Source organism: Pseudomonas sp. TWI923 (assembly GCF_039673365.1).
Taxonomy (GTDB): Bacteria; Pseudomonadota; Gammaproteobacteria; order Pseudomonadales; family Pseudomonadaceae; genus Aquipseudomonas; species Aquipseudomonas sichuanensis.
The window spans coordinates 25007-40163 of the sequence record NZ_JBDJLM010000046.1; the positions used below are offsets into that span (position 1 = coordinate 25007).

Below are 15157 nucleotides of genomic sequence, written 5' to 3' on the forward strand. Positions count from 1 at the left end.
CACCGGCTTCGCCGGTAATCGCCGGCAAGCCGGCTCCCACATGGATCGCGCCACTCTCCCCAAGGCAAACGATGTACCTGTGGGAGCCGGCTTGCCGGCGATGAGGCCAGAAAACCAACACCAGACAGCTGCTCCCGGCAAAAACAAAAACGCCGACGCAAGATGCGTCGGCGTTTTTCGTTTCAGGCTTGGCTGATGCCGCGTATCAGAACGCCGGCAGTACCGCGCCCTGGTACTTCTGGGCGATGAACGCCTTCACTTCCGGGCTGGTCAGCGCTTTGGCCAGTTTCTGGATGGCCTCGCTGTCCTTGTTGTCCGGGCGGGCCACCAGGAAGTTCACGTACGGCGAGTCGGCACCCTCGATCACCAGGGCATCCTTGGCCGGGTTCAGGCCGGCTTCCAGGGCGTAGTTGGTGTTGATCATGTCCAGGTCGACCTGGTCCAGCACGCGCGGCAGCATGGCCGATTCCAGCTCGCGGAACTTGAGCTTCTTCGGGTTCTCGGCGATGTCTTTCGGGGTCGCCAGAGCGTTCTTCGGGTCTTTCAGGGTGATCAGCCCAGCCTTCTGCAGCAGGAGCAGGGCGCGGCCGCTGTTGCTGCCTTCGTTGGGGATGGCGACGGTGGCGCCTTCCTTCAGCTCGGCCAGGGACTTGACCTTCTTCGAGTAGCCACCGAAGGGTTCGACGTGCACGCCGATCACGGTCTCCAGGTGGGTACCTTTGCCTTCGTTGAAGTTCTGCAGATAGGGCAGGGTCTGGAAGTAGTTGGCGTCCAGGCGCTTCTGGTCGACCTGCACGTTGGGCTGCACGTAGTCGGTGAACACTTTGATCTGCAGGTCGACGCCTTCTTTGGCCAGGGTCGGCTTGATCAGTTCGAGAATTTCAGCGTGGGGTACCGGCGTGGCGGCGACCACCAGTTTCTCGGCGGCAGAGGCCAGGCCTGCAAACGAAAGGGCGGCGGCCAGGGCGGTGGTCAGCAGGGTCTTTTTCATGGTGATCCTTGTTATCGAGCTGGGCCATCGCAGATGGCTACGTCTGGTGCCCACCCGTTCGGGTGGGCGTGAAACGGACGATACCGGGATTTTTTATTCCGGAACAATATCTTTTATTTAGCTGCTTATTCCAAAAACAAATGGCCATCAACGCCTTTACTTATGAGCCGTCAGGCGGTGCTCTAACGTGCGGGCTCATCCAGCTGCGCCAGGCTTTCGCTCAGCAACTGGCGCAAGGCCCGGAGGGTCTGCGCCTCGCGGCTGCGACCCAACTGCCCAAGCAGGCGGGCCAGGCTGGCCAGCGGGGTGGCGTCCGGCAGGTCAAGGTGCTCGGGGAGGATCTCCTCACCGTCGCTGACCAGCAGGGCGAAGTGGATGACGTTCTCCAGCTCGCGGGTATTGCCCGGCCAGGCATGGGCCTCCAGCGCCTGCTGGGCGGCCTCGCTGATCAATGCCAGCGGCCGGTCCAGGCGCACGCTGTAGATACCGACGAAGTACTCCGCCAACGGCAGGATGTCGCCGACCCGCTCGCGCAGCGCCGGCAGCTCCAGCTCGCCCTCATGCAGGTAATGGTAGAGGCGCTCGTTGAAACGCCCGGCCTGCACCGCTTTGGCCAGATCGATACTGGAGGCTGCGACCAGGCGCACGTCCACCGGCTGCGGCTGGGCGGCACCGACACGGGTCACTTCGCGGTTTTCCAGCGCCGCCAGCAACTTGCCCTGGATCGCCAGCGGCAGGTCGGCGATTTCGTCCAGGTACAAGGTGCCGCCATTGGCCGAGCCAAACCAGCCAGCGCGGCTGCTGGCGGTACCGCCCTGGCTACCGGCGCTGTAGCCGAACAGTTCGGCGTCGGCATAGGTCGGGCTGATGGCGGCGCAGTTGACCGAGACGAACAGCCCCGCGCGATCACTGGCGCGGTGAATCTGCCGCGCCAGCAGCTCCTTGCCGGTGCCGGTCTCGCCACGTATCAATACCGGCAGCGGCTGCGGTGCCAGGCGTTCGAGGGCCTGGCGCAGCGCCTGTGAGCGCGGGTCGACGAATACCAGCGCCTTGGCGCGGATGCTCAGCGGGCTCTTGTCCAGTTCAGGGAAGGTCAGCAATGGCTGGCCAAACGGGGTGTGAAAGCTCATGGAAAACTCCCGCCCCGGTCGCATGCAGCCGGGGCTCAAGGCATTCGTGGAACGGCCGTCGGATCAGGCGCGCCGCAGCGCGCGCTGGTCGATCCGGGCCTGCAGGCGGAACAGGTAGGCGAAGCCCTGTTCCCAGCGCTCATGGCCGGACTTGACGTTGATATGCCCGGCATTGGCCAGCAGCCCCGCCTCGGCATCCCAGGCGCGCGCCAGGTGCAGGGCCCGTGGCACGCTCACCGCAGGGTCGTTGTCAGAGCTGACCACCTGGCTTGGGAATGGCAGCGCCTGCAACGGGATCGGCGCAAAGTTGCGCAAGGCCGGCGCGCAGTTGGGCCGCTCGACATCGGCCGGCGCCACCAGCAGCGCGCCACGCACCCGCCGCAGCAGGCTCGGGCTGGCTTGGGCGGCCCAGTGGGCGACCGTGATGCAACCCAGGCTGTGGGCAATCAGAATCACCGGCGAGCTTTCGGCGGCGATCGCCTGCTCCAGTGCCTGCACCCAATCGCGCCGCTGCGGGGTGAGCCAGTCCTGCTGCTCGACCCGGGCGCTGTTGGGCAGGCTGCGCTGCCAGTGACTCTGCCAATGGTTGTCTGGCGATCCTTGCCAGCCCGGCACAATCAGGTAACGAATCGACTCATTGCGCATGGGGACGCCTCCGAAAGTTTGCGTGCTTGGGGTGCAAGTATAAGGAGGCAGTTATATCCGTAAAGGAATAAGAAGCTATTTATTAATAACCAAAATCACAGACCACTAAACGACGCCCATAAAAAAGGGCCGTCGAAACGGCCCAAAATCCCTGCTATGGCTAAGAGCATTACAACGAGGATTCACTTAACGATTGGGCTGCGGCGTCAGGCGCAGATAAGGTTTCACCGCCCGGTAACCTTTCGGGAAGCGCTGCTTGATTTCGTCCTCGTCCTTGAGCGACGGCACGATCACCACCTCATCACCGTCCTGCCAGTTGGCGGGGGTGGCGACCTTGTGGTTGTCGGTCAGTTGCAGCGAGTCGATCACCCGCAGGATCTCGTTGAAGTTGCGCCCGGTACTGGCTGGATAGGTGATGGTCAGGCGCACCTTCTTGTTCGGGTCGATGACGAACAGCGAGCGCACCGTGAGGGTGTCGCTGGCGTTGGGGTGGATCAGGTCGTACAGGTCGGACACCTTGCGGTCGGCGTCGGCGATGATCGGGAAGTTGACCACGGTGTTCTGGGTTTCGTTGATGTCATCGATCCAGCGGTGGTGCGAGTCGACCGGGTCGACCGACAGGGCGATGGCCTTGACCCCGCGCTTGGCGAAATCATCCTTGAGCTTGGCGGTCAGGCCCAGCTCGGTGGTGCACACCGGGGTGAAGTCGGCCGGGTGGGAGAACAGCACGCCCCAGCTGTTGCCCAACCATTCGTGGAAACGGATCTTGCCGGCGCTGGAATCCTGTTCGAAATCGGGGGCGATATCGCCGAGTTTGAGGCTCATGGAAGCGGCTCCTGTGCTGTGTCTGGCCTTGATGAGTTCAATGTGCCTGCATTCGAATCAAAATAAAAAGAATAAATATCGATTTATTTATAACCAGAACGCATACGAAATGGCAGGCACAAAAAAGCCTCGCACTAGGCGAGGCTTCTTCTGTTGCAGCTACGACTTACATGAAGGCGTAAGTGTAGTTGACGATGAAGCGAGTCTGGTCCTGGTCGGCGCTGCTTTCGCCTTCACCACGGTACACGCCCTGACGCAGGCTGAAGCCCAGGCCTTTGAGGGTACCTTGCTGGATGGTGTAGTCGACGCGAGCGTCACGCTCCCACTCGTCGTAGGTGCCGTGGCCCGATGCGTTACGCACGTCGTCACCACGCAGGTAGGCGACCGAAGCCTTCAGGCCTGGCACGCCCAGCGCGGCGAAGTCATAGGAGTACTGACCGAAGTTGGTGTTCTCGCCAGCACGGGCGAACTGGTTGATCATGCTGTCGGTGAACAGGTAGAAGCTGGAACCACCAGCGCCTTCCGAGGTGCCGCTGTCGTTGACCAGGTTGCCCTGGTTCAGCCAGACGAAGCCACCGTCGTCGCCAACCTGCTGACGACCGAGCATCAGCGCGTGGCCACCCAGGGTGTAGGTGAACATGGCAGACCAAGTCTTGTTGTCGATCTTGCCTTTGTTCTTGGCGTAGCCACCGTTGTTGTTGAAGTTGTACGCGCTGTCGTGGCCGTTCTTGCCGTCGTTGCTGCTGTCGAAGTAGCGCAGGTCGGTCTTGAACGACTGGTCGTCAGCGATCTTGAAGACGTGGGTCGCGCCCAGGAAGTGCTGCTTGTAGAAGTCTTCCAGGTTCGAGTAGTAGTACTGCAGGGTCAGGTCTGGAGTGAGCTTGTAGTCCAGGCCGCCGTAGCGGAACTTGTTGCTTTCGGCGGCGGAACCGGCAACCGACAGACCGGTGCGGTTGCTCGACGCACGGCCCATGGCGTGGGTCAGCTGACCGGCGTTGATGGTCAGGTTGTCGATTTCCTTCGAGGTGATGGTGCCACCTTCAAAGGTCTGCGGCAGCAGACGGCCATCGTTGGAGACCAGGATCGGCAGGTTCGGAGCCAGCGCGCTACCGAAGTGCGCTTCGGTCTTGGAGAATCGAGCCTTGGCATTGGCGCCAACACGTGCCCACTGGTCTGCGGCGCCCTTGCCGTCATCCGGGAAGAAACCACCTTTGTGGTAGCCGCCGCCGCCATCCAGACGGATGCCCCACAGCGCCTGCGCGTCAACACCAAAACCTACGGTGCCTTGAGTGAAGCCCGAGATGTAGTCGAGTTTGAAGCCCTGGCCAGATTCACGCTGGTCCGGACGCTCGAAGTTGGTGGAGCGACTGGCGTGAGCTTCACGGTTGTCGTTGTTGAAGTACATGGTGCGCGAGCTCAAGGACACTTTGCTGTCCTCGATGAACCCTGCAGCGCCTGCTTGTTGGGCGAGAACCCCCAGTGCCACGGCCAGGGCCAGGCTGGACTTGTACATGTTTTGCTCCTCTACGTTCTAATTTTTGTGCGTCACAAGCGGCAGGATCTTTTGCCCCACTCGCCCGGGATTGGCGATTTAGCACCAATGCGTGACCGCCAAGTCAATGCTCAACGGTCGATTCGCGACTTTGGTCTAAGCCGTCGTCCTGCGCTACAGGATAATGACAATCCTATAAATCCAAAATGACCGTTTTATGAATCTGTAAGACTTTTACGGAATAACATTGGAACCTTTACTGCGAAAGGTTGTATCGACGCCGTCAATCATACCTTTAGGTTATGTGCAAACGTTTGGCGACCCTCTGCCACTCAGCCCCCCGACCGGAGCCGAAAAAGGCTAGCAGCCCTTTTCCATTCCGCCAGCCGCAGCCCCCGCGCCCTTAAAGCGTTTGGCTCCTAAGCTAATGCAAAAAAGTTATTTATTTCTAATTTCTTAGATCATCTAGTCTTCTCGCCATCCATAACCCAATTGCCTGACGAGAGGTTCACCATGATCCCGCATGCCCCGCTGCGCCTGTTCGCTGCCCTGACCCTCGCCGGCACCAGCTGGCTGGCCCAGGCCGCCGACCTGACCGTCGCCTACCAGACCACCGTCGACCCGGCCAAGGTGGCCCAGGTGGACGGCGACTACGAGAAAGCCAGCAAGGCCAGCATCGACTGGCGCAAGTTCGACAACGGCGCCGACGTGATCACCGCCGTGGCCAGCGGCGACGTGCAGATCGGTTACCTCGGCTCGAGCCCCCTGGCCGCCGCCGCCACCCGCAAGCTGCCGGTCGAGACCTTCCTGATCGCCACCCAGATCGGTGCCGGCGAGGCGCTGGTCGCCCGTGACAGCATCAAGACCCCGCAGGACCTGGTGGGCAAGAAAGTCGCCGTGCCGTTCGTCTCCACCGGCCACTACAGCCTGCTGGCCGCGCTCAAAAGCTGGAACATCGACCCCACCAAGGTGCAGATCCTCAACCTGGCGCCGCCGGCGATCATCGCCGCCTGGAAGCGCGGCGACATCGACGCCACCTACGTCTGGGACCCGGCACTGGGCGTGGCCAAGGAAAACGGCAAGGTGCTGATCACCTCCGGCGAGCTGGCCGAAAAAGGCGCGCCGACCTTCGACGCCTGGATCGTGCGCAAGGACTTCGCCGCCAAGCACCCAGACATCGTCAAGTCGTTCGCCAAGGTCACCCTCGACGCCTATGCCGACTACCGCAAAGACCCGAAAGCCTGGCTGGCCAACCCGGACAACGTCGCCAAGCTGGTCAAGCTGTCGGGTGCCAAGGCGGCGGATATCCCGGTACTGCTGCAAGGCAACGTCTACCCGCTGGCGGACGACCAGGCCAATGCCCTCGGCGCACCGACCACCCAGGCGCTGACCGACACCGCCACCTTCCTCAAGCAACAAGGCAAGGTCGATGCGGTACTGCCGGACTACTCGCCCTACGTCAGCAAGCAATACCTGCCCAACTAAGACCGGAGCCCGTCATGGCCTTGCTTGAACTGGAGCGCATCAGCGCACAGTACCCCGGCGCCAGCACCCCGGTGCTGGCCGACATCAACCTGAGCCTGGGCCCACGCCAGCTGCTGGTGGCCCTTGGGCCATCCGGCAGCGGCAAGACGTCGCTGCTCAACCTGATCGCCGGTTTCGTCGCCCCCAGCGCCGGGCGCATCACCCTTGATGGTGCCGCGGTGCAAGGGCCAGGCGCCGACCGTGGCGTGGTGTTCCAGGACGACGCCCTGCTGCCGTGGCAGGACGTGCTGGCCAATGTCGCCTTCGGCCTGCAACTGGCCGGCGTACCCCGCGCGCAGCGTGAGGCCAAGGCCCGCGAGATGCTGGCGCTGGTCGACCTGGCCGGCTTCGGCGAGCGGCACATCTGGCAGTTGTCCGGTGGCCAGAAACAGCGCGTGGGCCTGGCCCGAGCGTTGGCCGCCGACCCTCGGGTGCTGCTGATGGACGAGCCGTTCGGCGCCCTCGACGCCTTCACCCGCGAACAGATGCAGGAGTTGCTGCTGCAGGTCTGGCAGCGCACCGCCAAGCCGGTGTTCCTGATCACCCACGACATCGAAGAGGCAGTGTTCCTGGCCACCGAGCTGGTACTGCTGGCGCCCAACCCCGGGCGCGTGGTCGAACGCCTGCAGCTGGACTTCGGCCAGCGCTACGCCGCCGGCGAGCCAGCCCGGGCGATCAAGTCCGACCCACGTTTCATCGAAACCCGCGAGCACGTGTTGGCGCGGGTGTTCTCGCAACGCGAAACCGCCCGCCGAGAGGAGTCTGCATGAGCAGCCTGGACCTGCCTGTCGCGGCCAAACGTGACGCCAAACCTGCCCCTGGCAAAACCCGCCAGCCCCTTTCCACCCGCTGGATCAGCACCCTGACCCTGGCCACCCTGCTGCTGGCCTGGTGGCTGGTGACGGCCGCCGGTTGGGTCGAGCCGCTGTTCCTGCCGCCGCCCGCCGACATCCTGGCCAAGGCCTGGACCCTGCTCACCCAGGGCTACATGGACGCCAGCCTGTGGCAGCACCTGGGCGCCAGCCTCGGCCGCATCGGCCTGGCACTGGCGGCTGCGACCCTGACCGCCATCCCGGTCGGCCTGGCCATCGGTTACAACCGCGTGGCCCGCGGCATCCTCGACCCATTGATCGAGTTCTACCGGCCGATCCCGCCGCTGGCCTACCTGCCATTGATCGTGATCTGGTGCGGCATCGGCGAGCTGTCCAAGGTGCTGCTGATCTACCTGGCGATCTTCGCCCCGATCGCCATCGCCACCGCCACCGGCGTGCGCACCGTCGACCCGACCAAGCTGCGCGCCGCGCAATCGCTGGGCGCGACCAAGGCCCAGCTGATCCGCCACGTGATCCTGCCCAGCGCCCTGCCCGACATCCTCACCGGCGTGCGCATCGGCCTGGGCGTGGGCTGGTCGACCCTGGTCGCCGCCGAGCTGATCGCTGCCACCAGCGGCCTGGGCTTCATGGTGCAGTCGGCGGCGCAGTTCCTGGTGACCGACGTGGTAGTGCTGGGGATCCTGTTGATCGCCCTGATCGCCTTCGCCCTGGAGATGGGCCTGCGCGCCCTGCAACGCAAGCTGGTGCCCTGGCACGGGCAGAGCCATTGATCAATCGCGGGGCAAGCCCGCTCCCACGCAAAATAAGTTCGTGGGAGGGGGCTTGCCCCGCGATATTGCCCGATAACGGGACACGAACTCTCAAGCGAGAAAACACCATGAGCCTGACCATCACCCCTCTCAGCCCGGCCCTGGGCGCGCAGATCAGCGGCGTCGACATCAGCCGCGATATCACCAAAGAGCAGCGCGACGCCATCGAGCAGGCGCTGCTCGAGCACCAGGTGCTGTTCTTCCGCGACCAGCCGATCAACCCTGAACAACAGGCGCGCTTCGCCGCCCACTTCGGCGACCTGCACATCCACCCGATCTACCCCAACGTGCCCCAAACCCCGCAGGTGCTGATCCTCGACACCGCCGTGACCGACGTGCGCGACAACGCCGTGTGGCACACCGACGTGACCTTCCTGCCGACCCCGGCACTGGGCGCGGTGCTCAGCGCCAAGCAGCTGCCGGCCTACGGTGGCGACACCTTGTGGGCCAGTGGCATTGCCGCATTCGAGGCACTGTCGGCGCCGTTGCGCGCGATGCTCGACGGCCTGACCGCCACCCATGACTTCACCAAATCCTTCCCACTGGAGCGCTTCGGCACCACCCCCGAAGACCTGGCGCGCTGGGAAACCACCCGGCGCAACAACCCGCCGCTGTCGCACCCGGTGGTACGCACCCACCCGGTCAGCGGGCGCAAGGCGCTGTTCGTCAACGAAGGGTTCACCACGCGCATCAACGAGCTGAACGAGTATGAAAGCGAGGCGCTGCTCAAGCTGCTGTTCGCCCATGCGACGCGGCCGGAGTTCAGCATTCGCTGGCGTTGGCAGGAGAACGACGTGGCGTTCTGGGATAACCGCGTGACCCAGCATTTTGCGGTGGATGACTACCGGCCCAATCGGCGGGTGATGCACCGGGCGACCATCCTCGGGGATGCGCCGTTCTGAGACCTGCCGGTGCAGAGCGAGGGAGCGGGCTTGCCCCGCGATGGCTGTGCTGAATCCACCATCGCAATCGCGGGGCAAGCCCGCTCCCACGAACCCTGAACCTGGATCTCAGCGAACCAGATGCAGGTACTGCATGTGCCGCTCGTACTGGTCGAGGATGTCGTTGATGATCTGCTCCTTGCTGTAGCCCACCAGGTCGTAGTTCTGGCTGCCCTCGCTCAGGTGCACCTCGGCCCGGTAATAACGGCGGTTCTTCAAGTCCTGCGTACCCAGCCCACCGAGGGCGAACGACGGTGTGAAATACCCACGCATCTGCACCTGGTAGATGAACGGCTGCTCATCGCCATGGCCGATCTTCAGGCTGACGTTGTCATGGCTCGGGTCGTCCTGGGTGATCAGCACCAGGCCCTTCTGCTCGAACACCTCGCGCACCTCGGCAATCGCCGGGCGCACCACGTCGTCCATGAAGCGGTACACCTCGTCACGCGACGGGAAATGCACGGCCTGGCTCAGGCGCTGGCGCCAGCCGCCACGGCCGCGCCGCGACTGGGCGAACGGGGCCAGCGAATGCATCTGGGCGATCTGCCGCTGGCTCTCCAGGTAGAAGGCTTTGTGCAGCCCCCACATCATGCACAACAGGATCAGCGAGAACGGCAGCGAGGTCAGCACCACCGCAGACTTGAGCGAGTCGATGCTGCCGGCGAACAGCAGGGCACTGGTGATCAGCGCAGTCATCGCACCCCAGAAGATCCGCAGCCAGTTCGGCCCGTCTTCGTCAGCGCCGCCGCCCTTGGCCGACAGCGTCGACAGCACCACGGTGCCGGAGTCGGCCGAGGTGACGAAGAACACGAAGCTGATGAACACTGTCACGGCGATCACCGTCTTGCTCCACGGGTAGGTTTCCAGCAGCAGGTACAGGCTCATCGACGGGTTATCCAGTGCCGACTGGCCCAGCGCGGTCATGCCGTGGTTGATCACCTGATCCAGCGCGCTGTTGCCGAAGATCGACATCCACGCCAGGGTGAAGCCCAGCGGGATCAGCAGCACGCCGAAGACGAACTCGCGGATGGTGCGGCCGCGCGAAATACGCGCGATGAACAGGCCCACGAACGGCGCCCAGGCAATCCACCAGGCCCAGTAGAACACCGTCCAGCCACCCAGCCAGTCACGGTTTTCACCATAGGCGTACACGTCGAAACTCTTGCGAGGCAAGGCACCGAGGTAGTCGCCGAGGTTCTGGATCAGGGTGTTGAACAGGTGCTGGGTGGGCCCGGCGAACAGCACGAACAGCAGCAGCGCGCAGGCCAGGAACAGGTTGATGTCGCTCATCACCCGCACGCCCTTCTCCACCCCGGCGACCGCCACGGCCACCGCCGCGCCCATCATCAGGGTGATCAGCAGCACCTGCACCCACTGGCTGTGGCTGATGCCGAACAGGTAGTCGAGCCCGGCGTTCAGGTGCAGCACGCCGAAGCCCATGTCGGCACCCAGGCCGAACACCGTGGCAATGATGCCGAAGCCGTCCACCGCGTAGCCGATCGGGCCGTTGATGCGCTTGCCGATCAGCGGGTACAGCGCCGAACGCAGCGCCAGCGGCAGGTTGTGGCGGTAGGCGAAGTAGGCCAGCGCCATGCCGACGAAGGCGAACACGCCCCAGCCATGCAGGCCCCAGTGCAGGAACAGGATCTGCATCGCCTGGCGCCCGGCCTCGGCCGTGCCCGCCTCGCCCTGGGGCGGCTGGAGCATGTGGGTCAGGGGTTCGGAAACACAGAAGAAGAACAGCGTGATGCTGATGCCGGCGGCGAACAGCATGCCCGCCCAGGACAGGTAGCTGAACTCGGGTTCGTCGTGGTCGGCGCCGAGCTTGATCTTGCCGTAGCCGGACACCGCGGTGACCACCACGAACACCAGGTACAGGGTCATGGCCAGCATGTAGTACCAGCCGACGGTGTTGGCCGCCCAGTTCTGCGCCGCCAGCAACCATTCGCCGGCCGCTTGCGGCATGGCGATGACCACCAGGCCGAACAGTAGGATGAAACTTGCCGCGAAGTAGAACACCGGGGGGTTCATGCGGATCTTGCCATTGGCAAGGGAAGGCGTTGGTGCACTCATCGGGCGTGCACCTCGTCAAAGGACGTGAGGTTCGGATTGTACGGGTTCAGCAAAGGAATCCTCCTGTTGAACACCGGCAATGGACCAGCGTTTTTTCATTGAACAAGCGTTCAAGTTAAACATGGATCGGATTTCAATGCGACCCGATGCCGCTGGGCGGGAAATCGGCGCTGCCCTCTTCGCGGGTAAACCCGCTCCCACAGAGACCGCACATTTCTCGCCTTGAGCGACATCCTGTGGGAGCGGCGGTGCGCCGATGCGATTTACCCGCGAAGAGGCCGGCACAGACGACCCACATCTCAGATCAGTTCTTGTCCTGGCAATCCAGCTGCAAATTGGCCTGGGTAATGTTGCTCTCGGCCGGCACGCTGCGGGTCAGCCACACGTTGCCGCCAATGGTCGAGCCCTTGCCGATGGTGATACGCCCAAGAATGGTCGCCCCGGCATAGATCACCACGTCGTCCTCGACGATCGGGTGGCGCGCCAGGCCTTTGTGCAGGGTCCCCGACTCGTCGCTGGGGAAGCGCTTGGCACCCAGGGTTACCGCCTGGTAAATGCGCACCCGCTCGCCAATGATCGCCGTCTCGCCGATGACCACGCCGGTGCCGTGATCGATGAAGAAACTCGGGCCGATCTGCGCACCGGGGTGGATGTCGATGCCGGTGGCCGAGTGCGCCAGCTCCGAGCTGATCCGCGCCAGCAGCGGCAAGCCGGCCCGGTACAGGTGATGGGCCAGGCGGTGGTGGATGATCGCCAGGATGCCCGGGTAGCACAGCAGCACCTCGTCGACGCTGCGCGCCGCCGGATCACCGTGGTAGGCGGCCAGCACATCGGTGTCGAGCAGCACGCGCAGGGCCGGCAGGGCGGCGGCGAAGTCCTGGATCAGGCGCAGGGCGTGGGCGTCGACGTCGGTGACGTCGGTCTTGCCATGGCGCGCCGCGTAACGCAGTTCCAGGCGAGCCTGGGTCAGCAGCGCGGTCAGCGCGGCGTCGAGGGTATGGCCGACGTAGAAGTCCTCGCTTTCCTCGCGCAGGTCCACCGGGCCCAGGCGCATGGGGAACAGCGCGCCGCACAGTTGCTCGAGGATCTGGCGCAGCGCCTCGCGCGACGGCAGCTCGCGGCCACCCTGCTCGCCGCTACTGCGGCCATTGCTGCTGCGCCATTGCTCACGGGCGCTGCGCAGGCCGGTGACGATGCCCTGCAGTTGCCAATGGGCTGTTGATGGTTGTTCGCTCACGGTTATCTCCTGGCGGGGCATTTCTATTCTTGTTCACCAGTGCTGGCTGCTTCGCGGGTAAACCCGCTCCCACAGGTATCACACAAGCTCTGTGGGAGCGGGTTTACCCGCGAAGGGGCCAGCACCGAGTGAATGCCATCCACGATACGACAAATCCACCCCTTGGAAAAAACAACGCTTTATTCCATCCTGCGCTAAGTCAGGCATAAGCAACGCTGACGGGGTGTCCATTCGTGGCTACCCTCAACCCTGCCATGGGATGGCAATTTGCAGACATGGAATAACAACCGGATTTTTTATTATTTCCAGGCCTATACAGCCCAGCTTTATATTTGCCACCCACTACTTCCACAACAAGCGCGGGGCCACACATGTCCAAATTCGCCAAACCCCTTCTCAATGCCAGCCTGGCGCTGCTGCTCGGCGCCGGCCTGCTCGGCCAGGCCTTCGCCGGCGAGCAACTGAAGACCATCCAGGAAAAAGGCGTGATCAACGTCGGCCTGGAAGGCACCTACCCGCCCTTCAGCTTCCAGGATGAAAACGGCAAGCTGGCCGGCTTCGAAGTGGAACTGTCGGAACTGCTGGCCAAGGAGCTGGGGGTCAAGGCCAAGGTGCAGCCGACCAAATGGGACGGCATCCTCGCCGCGCTGGAGTCCAAACGTTTGGATGTGGTGATCAACCAGGTGACCATCTCCGAAGAGCGCAAGAAGAAGTACGACTTCACCGAGCCCTACACCGTCTCCGGTATCCAGGCGCTGATCCTAAAGAAGAAAGCCGACGCCCTGAACATCAAGACCGCGCAGGACCTGGCCGGCAAGAAGGTCGGCGTTGGCCTGGGCACCAACTACGAGCAATGGGTCAAGCAGGACGTGCCGAAAGCCGAAGTACGCACCTATGAAGACGACCCGAGCAAGTTCGCCGACCTGCGCAACGGCCGCATCGACGCCATCCTGATTGACCGCCTGGCCGCGCTGGAGTACGCGCAGAAAGCCAAGGACACCCAGCTCGCCGGCGACGCCTTCTCGCGCCTGGAAAGCGGCGTGGCCCTGCGCAAGGGTGAGCCCGAGCTGCTGGCCGCACTCAACAAGGCCATCGACAAGCTCAAGGCTGACGGCACCCTGGCCAAGCTGTCCGAGAAATACTTCGGTGCCGATGTCACCAAATGATCGCTGAAAGCCTGCAACTCGTTGCCGATTCCACGCCCTTCCTGTTGAAGGGCGCTGGCTACACGGTGCTGCTCAGTGTCGGCGGCATGTTCTTCGGCCTGGTGCTGGGCTTTGCCCTGGCACTGATGCGCCTGTCGAAGATCCTGCCGCTGGACTGGCTGGCACGCATCTACGTCTCGTTCTTCCGTGGCACGCCGCTGCTGGTACAGCTGTTCGTGATCTATTTCGGCATGCCGCAGATCGGTATCGAGCTCGACCCGATCCCGGCCTCGCTGATCGGTCTGTCGCTGAACATGGCGGCGTACATCTGCGAAATCCTGCGTGCGGCGATCTCCTCGATCGACCGTGGCCAGTGGGAGGCCGCTGCCTCCATCGGCATGACCCGCACCCAGGCCATGCGCCGGGCGATCCTGCCGCAGGCGCTGCGCACCGCGCTGCCGCCGCTGGGTAACAGTTTCATCTCGCTGGTCAAGGACACCGCCCTGGCGGCGACCATCCAGGTACCCGAGCTGTTCCGTCAGGCGCAGCTGATCACCGCCCGCACCTTCGAAGTGTTCACCATGTACCTGGCGGTTGCGCTGATCTACTGGATCCTCTGCAGCATCCTCGCGCACTTCCAGAACCGCATGGAAGCGCGGGTCAACCAGCACGACCAGGAGCACTGACGATGATCGTAGTAGAAGGCCTGACCAAGCGGTTCAAGGGCCAGACCGTGCTCAACGGCATCGACCTCACCGTACAACCGGGCGAAGTGGTGGCCATCATCGGCCCCAGCGGCTCGGGCAAGACCACCTTCCTGCGCTGCCTCAACCTGCTGGAAACGCCCGACGCAGGGCGCATCCAGATCGGCGATATCAGCATCGACGCCAACCGCCCCCTGGGCGGCCAGCAAAGCGCGATTCGCCGCCTGCGCCAGCAGGCCGGCTTCGTGTTCCAGAACTTCAACCTGTTCCCTCACCGAACCGCGCTGGACAACGTCATCGAAGGGCCGGTAATCGTCAAGAAGACCCCTCGGGACAAGGCCATCGAGTTGGGCAAACGCCTGCTGGCAAAGGTCGGCCTGGCCGGCAAGGAAGACGCCTACCCCCGGCGCCTGTCCGGTGGCCAGCAGCAGCGGGTGGCCATTGCCCGCGCCCTGGCCATGGAACCGGAGGTGATCCTGTTCGACGAGCCCACCTCGGCGCTCGACCCTGAGCTGGTGGGCGAAGTGCTGGCGACCATCCGCGGCCTGGCCGAGGAAAAGCGCACCATGATCATCGTCACCCACGAGATGAGCTTCGCCCGCGATGTGGCCAATCGGGTGATCTTCTTCGACAAGGGCGTGATCGTCGAGCAGGGTGAGGCCAAGGCGCTGTTCGCCAACCCCAGAGAGGAGCGTACGCGGCAGTTCTTGCGCAAGTTCCTCGGCACGGCTGCCTCAGAGTAAGCCTGCACAACCTCCACTGACGCAATCGCCGGCAAGCCGGCTCCCACAGGTGTGCGCTGTACCTG

Annotated in this window: 14 protein-coding genes; 7 read left to right on the forward strand and 7 right to left on the reverse strand. The window is 63.6% G+C overall.

Annotation, left to right across the window (positions count from 1 at the left end; all coding sequences use genetic code 11):
* Positions 1–205: 205 nt before the first annotated feature.
* The 5 genes from ABE459_RS17295 to ABE459_RS17315 form a co-directional block, all read right to left on the reverse strand.
* A complete protein-coding gene (locus ABE459_RS17295; protein WP_125465983.1) occupies positions 206–991 on the reverse strand; it encodes a MetQ/NlpA family ABC transporter substrate-binding protein in 786 nt (261 codons plus the stop codon).
* 182 nt (positions 992–1173) lie between these two features.
* Complete coding sequence (locus ABE459_RS17300; RefSeq protein WP_323831661.1) at positions 1174–2121, reverse strand: sigma 54-interacting transcriptional regulator; 948 nt, start codon at positions 2119–2121, stop codon at positions 1174–1176.
* Between the two features lie 63 nt (positions 2122–2184).
* Positions 2185–2766 (reverse strand): alpha/beta hydrolase, encoded by a 582-nt coding sequence (locus ABE459_RS17305; RefSeq protein WP_110992088.1) that lies wholly within the window; start codon positions 2764–2766, stop codon positions 2185–2187.
* A 186-nt stretch (positions 2767–2952) separates the two neighbouring features.
* On the reverse strand, positions 2953–3591 hold the full coding sequence (locus ABE459_RS17310) for a peroxiredoxin (protein ID WP_125465985.1): 639 nt from the start codon (positions 3589–3591) through the stop codon (positions 2953–2955).
* Between the two features lie 166 nt (positions 3592–3757).
* Entirely contained in the window at positions 3758–5104 is a 1347-nt protein-coding gene (locus ABE459_RS17315) for an OprD family porin (protein ID WP_258705335.1), read from the reverse strand.
* A 492-nt stretch (positions 5105–5596) separates the two neighbouring features.
* Here ABE459_RS17315 and tauA point away from each other — a divergent pair, with 492 nt between their 5' ends.
* From tauA to tauD, 4 genes are all read left to right on the forward strand, one after another.
* Positions 5597–6568 carry a taurine ABC transporter substrate-binding protein gene (gene tauA / locus ABE459_RS17320; RefSeq protein WP_125465987.1) on the forward strand — a complete coding sequence of 324 codons (972 nt, stop codon included), beginning with the start codon at positions 5597–5599 and terminating at the stop codon, positions 6566–6568.
* A gap of 14 nt (positions 6569–6582) precedes the next feature.
* Positions 6583–7377, forward strand: coding sequence for a taurine ABC transporter ATP-binding subunit (gene tauB, locus ABE459_RS17325; RefSeq protein ID WP_125860999.1), 795 nt, complete (start codon positions 6583–6585; stop codon positions 7375–7377).
* On the forward strand, positions 7374–8210 hold the full coding sequence (gene tauC / locus ABE459_RS17330) for a taurine ABC transporter permease TauC (protein WP_125465989.1): 837 nt from the start codon (positions 7374–7376) through the stop codon (positions 8208–8210). The genes tauB and tauC overlap by 4 nt, the downstream gene beginning before the upstream one ends.
* Positions 8211–8317: 107 nt before the next feature.
* Positions 8318–9151, forward strand: a complete 834-nt coding sequence (tauD, locus tag ABE459_RS17335) for a taurine dioxygenase (protein ID WP_125465990.1) — start codon at positions 8318–8320, stop codon at positions 9149–9151.
* A gap of 108 nt (positions 9152–9259) precedes the next feature.
* On the opposite strand, the gene betT is transcribed toward tauD, so the two are convergent.
* Complete coding sequence (gene betT / locus ABE459_RS17340) at positions 9260–11221, reverse strand: choline transporter BetT (RefSeq protein WP_167409787.1); 1962 nt, start codon at positions 11219–11221, stop codon at positions 9260–9262.
* Between the two features lie 346 nt (positions 11222–11567).
* On the reverse strand, positions 11568–12500 hold the full coding sequence (gene epsC, locus ABE459_RS17345) for a serine O-acetyltransferase EpsC (protein ID WP_323831665.1): 933 nt from the start codon (positions 12498–12500) through the stop codon (positions 11568–11570).
* A gap of 371 nt (positions 12501–12871) precedes the next feature.
* On the opposite strand from epsC, the gene tcyJ reads away from it, so the two are divergent.
* From tcyJ to tcyN, 3 genes are read left to right on the forward strand one after another with little or no spacing between them, the layout of a single operon-like run.
* Positions 12872–13666 carry a cystine ABC transporter substrate-binding protein gene (tcyJ, locus tag ABE459_RS17350; protein ID WP_323831667.1) on the forward strand — a complete coding sequence of 265 codons (795 nt, stop codon included), beginning with the start codon at positions 12872–12874 and terminating at the stop codon, positions 13664–13666.
* The gene (gene tcyL / locus ABE459_RS17355; protein ID WP_125465993.1) at positions 13663–14331 is read left to right on the forward strand and encodes a cystine ABC transporter permease; all 669 of its coding nucleotides are present in this window, start codon (positions 13663–13665) and stop codon (positions 14329–14331) included. The genes tcyJ and tcyL overlap by 4 nt, the downstream gene beginning before the upstream one ends.
* Before the next feature lie 2 nt (positions 14332–14333).
* Positions 14334–15092 (forward strand): L-cystine ABC transporter ATP-binding protein TcyN, encoded by a 759-nt coding sequence (tcyN, locus tag ABE459_RS17360; protein ID WP_323831669.1) that lies wholly within the window; start codon positions 14334–14336, stop codon positions 15090–15092.
* Positions 15093–15157: the final 65 nt, after the last annotated feature.

Coding starts and splice junctions, on each gene's coding strand:
- tcyJ (WP_323831667.1), top strand. CDS start 12,872: ATGTCCAAATTCGCCAAACCCCTTCTCAATGCCAGCCTGGCGCTGCTG.
- tauD (WP_125465990.1), top strand. CDS start 8,318: ATGAGCCTGACCATCACCCCTCTCAGCCCGGCCCTGGGCGCGCAGATC.
- betT (WP_167409787.1), bottom strand. CDS start 11,221: ATGAACCCCCCGGTGTTCTACTTCGCGGCAAGTTTCATCCTACTGTTC.
- tauC (WP_125465989.1), top strand. CDS start 7,374: ATGAGCAGCCTGGACCTGCCTGTCGCGGCCAAACGTGACGCCAAACCT.
- ABE459_RS17315 (WP_258705335.1), bottom strand. CDS start 5,104: ATGTACAAGTCCAGCCTGGCCCTGGCCGTGGCACTGGGGGTTCTCGCC.
- ABE459_RS17310 (WP_125465985.1), bottom strand. CDS start 3,591: ATGAGCCTCAAACTCGGCGATATCGCCCCCGATTTCGAACAGGATTCC.
- ABE459_RS17300 (WP_323831661.1), bottom strand. CDS start 2,121: ATGAGCTTTCACACCCCGTTTGGCCAGCCATTGCTGACCTTCCCTGAA.
- ABE459_RS17295 (WP_125465983.1), bottom strand. CDS start 991: ATGAAAAAGACCCTGCTGACCACCGCCCTGGCCGCCGCCCTTTCGTTT.
- ABE459_RS17305 (WP_110992088.1), bottom strand. CDS start 2,766: ATGCGCAATGAGTCGATTCGTTACCTGATTGTGCCGGGCTGGCAAGGA.
- tauA (WP_125465987.1), top strand. CDS start 5,597: ATGATCCCGCATGCCCCGCTGCGCCTGTTCGCTGCCCTGACCCTCGCC.
- tcyL (WP_125465993.1), top strand. CDS start 13,663: ATGATCGCTGAAAGCCTGCAACTCGTTGCCGATTCCACGCCCTTCCTG.
- tauB (WP_125860999.1), top strand. CDS start 6,583: ATGGCCTTGCTTGAACTGGAGCGCATCAGCGCACAGTACCCCGGCGCC.
- tcyN (WP_323831669.1), top strand. CDS start 14,334: ATGATCGTAGTAGAAGGCCTGACCAAGCGGTTCAAGGGCCAGACCGTG.